This window comes from Anaerotignum faecicola (assembly GCA_024460105.1).
Lineage (GTDB): Bacteria > Bacillota > Clostridia > Lachnospirales > Anaerotignaceae > JANFXS01.
This window is the reverse complement of the sequence record JANFXS010000452.1, coordinates 1-409: the sequence shown is the minus strand read 5'-3', so window position 1 is coordinate 409 and position 409 is coordinate 1. Positions and strand designations below refer to the sequence as shown.

The window sequence follows — 409 nt, the reverse complement described above, 5'->3', positions numbered from 1 at the left end:
TCGCTTTCGGTTATACCGGATGCCGGTACCTGTCTGAAGCAGATTCAGGAAATGAATTTCGAGTGCGCCATGGTGATTCGCAATGGCGCGCGGGCGGAACTTGCCTTAAATAAGCTGGAACGGCTGAAAGTATTTTGCAGGCGTGAAGCAAAGGAATTCAGAGAAGGGGATGACGTGGCGGGACTTGATGTGTCCTGCCGCCTGACGGCGGCTCTGTATCTGTCGGAGTGCCTGATGAAAGCGGTTCTGCTGCGAAAGGAAAGCCGTGGTTCGCATTACCGCTGGGATTACCCGGAGAAAAAAGAAAAATTTTCCAAACGAATTTTATCAGTATGGGATGATGGGGTGAAAACCGGCTGGGAATAATTTGTCAGTTGAAAAGAAAATTTTAAATTATATAATAAAAAAA

Annotated in this window: 1 protein-coding gene; it reads left to right on the top strand. The window is 46.7% G+C overall.

The window, feature by feature from the left end:
* A partial coding sequence (locus tag NE664_14830; GenBank protein ID MCQ4727910.1) for an FAD-binding protein occupies window positions 1-366 on the top strand: 366 nt, incomplete at its 5' end.
* Between the last annotated feature and the right edge of the window lie 43 nt (window positions 367-409).